1 protein-coding gene is annotated in these 2803 nt (G+C 37.6%); it reads left to right on the forward strand.

Annotated features, from left to right (window positions below; translation table 11 throughout):
* Positions 1-480 precede the first annotated feature (480 nt).
* Positions 481-2415, forward strand: coding sequence for a hypothetical protein (locus tag AC2VE5_RS25485; protein WP_486890380.1), 1935 nt, complete (start codon positions 481-483; stop codon positions 2413-2415).
* Positions 2416-2803: the final 388 nt, after the last annotated feature.

Below are 2803 nucleotides of genomic sequence, written 5' to 3' on the forward strand. Positions count from 1 at the left end.
CAATGATGGTAGCTTGAAGTTCCGTACTGACAAAAGGGAAACACATTGAGTAGCCGTGTGTAGTGAAAGTTACAAGCACGGTTGCGGATAGGAGGGGTGGAGTAGCAATGCTCCCCTCGACCTTCTCAATGGAACACGCTGTAAAGTTTTGTAAGGTATATCAAACAAAACCTTTGATATACGGCTGCTTCAATACCAAACTTTACCTTCCTCCTGCAGTTAAAACTTGTCCATAAATGATCATTTATGGACAAGTTTGATGTACTGAAAGGGATGAAGATTTGATTTTACGGTGTAAAACTTTGGTCATCCTAATATCATTTATGGGCAAGCTGGTAAATCCAGAAAGCGCACTCTGCAACATTTATTTAAAAGGTGTCTTGTTTTGTGCGTATCCCGGCTAAACCCCAATAGGTGTTGCTCGATAGATTGTTTGAGCGTAGAGACGAATTAGTTGTTATAGGGAAAACACGTGAAGTTATGAAATCTAGAGATAAAATTTCAGATGATATAGCATTCAATATTACTGTCATTGATAAGGAGTTATCGAAAAAGGTTCCTGGCTACTATTTAACAAGTACTGCAACTATTTATGTTGAAGATACTCCTAGAAAGCCAAATAAAAGCTCAGTAGAAAACAAGATTAAGGAGATCGCAAAGTATTTAAGTAATAGCAATAACCCACAACTAACTATTGCTATTCATGGTTACGCTAATAAACAATCTGATGCTCAAGAAAGATATAAAAAAATACATAAATATGCCACAGATATTTGCACATCAAATAATGTTTTTATTGGATACCGATGGCCGGCTGAAAGCCCAGGCAAAGACGATTCGGAGCCAGGTCAAAGTGAATCTAAATCAATTCTAGATAAAATTATATTTGCTTTGCAAGCCCTACCAACTCTACTGCTAGGAATTCTAATTAGCACGCTAGTTTTAGGAACTCTTACAATCTCTTTATTACTGTTAAAACCTGCGGTATATAGTCTGAAGGAAACTTTCCTCTCAATTTTTCTAGTATCAGCCTTACTGAGTTTTGTGTTAAGTAAAATTGGTAAAGCAAATAGGTTTTTGCCCCCAATACCTAACGGATTAATTTTAGTTTTATTTGCCTCTTTGATTGGCATGCTCGCTATTCGTGCGATAGCTATTCCTATAAATCCTGACTCCTTGCTCGTGCTTCTTGCAGTTTTATTTGTACTGGGTTTTGGAGTAGTTTTAGCATTAATTGCGCTAAGATTGTCCACCTATCAAGGAGATCGCTACAGAGCTGGCAACTACGGAGTGATAGATTTAGTGGAATTTCTCAGGCAACTGGACCGAGCGGTAATTGAAGAAGTGTGCCAACAGGCAAATATACCAGAAGGGCAATGGTCAGATATCAGAAGACTTGAAAATAAAGCAATCACAATTAATAAAAACAGAATCAAGCTTTCATTTATTAATCATAGTTTAGGATGTGAAGTAGTTACACAGGCAATTCGTATCCTTTCTGATGTATTCGAGCCAGATTCAATAGAGAAACTTGATAAAAACTTCACTAAAAAAGATCCTTCCTCAAAAATTGGTGGTGTTTTTAGTTTAGGAAGGTTGATTTTAGTTGCACCTGACATTCCTGTAGAATCAATTTTATCGGAAAGAGCTAACTTTTTAAAATCTTCGCTTCGTCGCTGCGAAGAAGCCTATGTTTTCAGCAATGAGGCAGATTTGGCTTTACGCCTTGCTTCAACAGCAGCAAATTACTTTAGTTTTCCAGCTAGGACTCGTTTTAGGGGATACAAACTTGGTAACGTAACTGCTAGACGTTTTGTGGATAAATCTGACCTTCGTAATCGAAGACTTAAAGATGATGAGTATGGCATCATCAATTTAAGCAGAAGTGACGACAATAAGCCCCAGGAAAATCTTGAAGTTCGTGCTTCAAGTCTGGAGCATAGGAGACTTGATGAACTTACACAGTCAGATGATGAAGAAAATGAAAGACGCGTTGTGGAGGAGGAAGCAGTTGCAAATTTATTTACCTACTTTGACTGCACAGATTATGTAGAATTTAAAGATACTATAACAAAATTAGACCCCCAATATGGAAAACCAAAAGGGGTCGTTAGTCATGCGCCGAGGAGAGCTGCATTAAATCTTTGGGTGGATTATATTAGGCTTTGCTTTGCTTACTTTTTTTCAATTCCAAGGCACATAAATGTTCACGGTGGCTACTTTGAAGGTAAATTTAGTCAGCGACTCATCTATGACATTGCTTTCCTTGGATTTAAGGAATGTCTTAGTAAGAATTTCAACGGTTCGCTTAACGATTTCTCAAAAGATTGTCAAAACAGAGGTATTCAAGTCGTGCTTGCTTCCAAAGCTTTACCAAAAGCACCTAGTGAAGAATCCCCATGTCACTACCGTTAAATCAATTTTTGTTTACCCATAGAGACATAACATATGAAGTTATAGACGGTAAGGTAAAACTCAAAACAACTAAATTGGATAGTGCTATCAATTTAGTTGTTTTGCTGTTGTGAATAGCTAACAAGGAGCTATATAGTTTGAAGAGTGATTTGGTAACACTTTAGAGCTGTTTGGCTCCCTGTTCGATGTCCTCATTGTTGCTAAAACAAATTGGCGTAGAACAATCCTCTGGACGGATCTGGAGGTATTAGCTGCTAGTAGGGTTGTGTTGCAAAAAAATGGTAGGATGAAAGACTTCTGCTAGAGAAAATCTTTTTGCTTGTCCTTAATGAATCCATCTTCCCCATTTAAGTGGCGGCACTACCATTCTGAAATTATCCTTTTGTGT

The organism is Aliterella sp. E5.1, assembly GCF_057473825.1.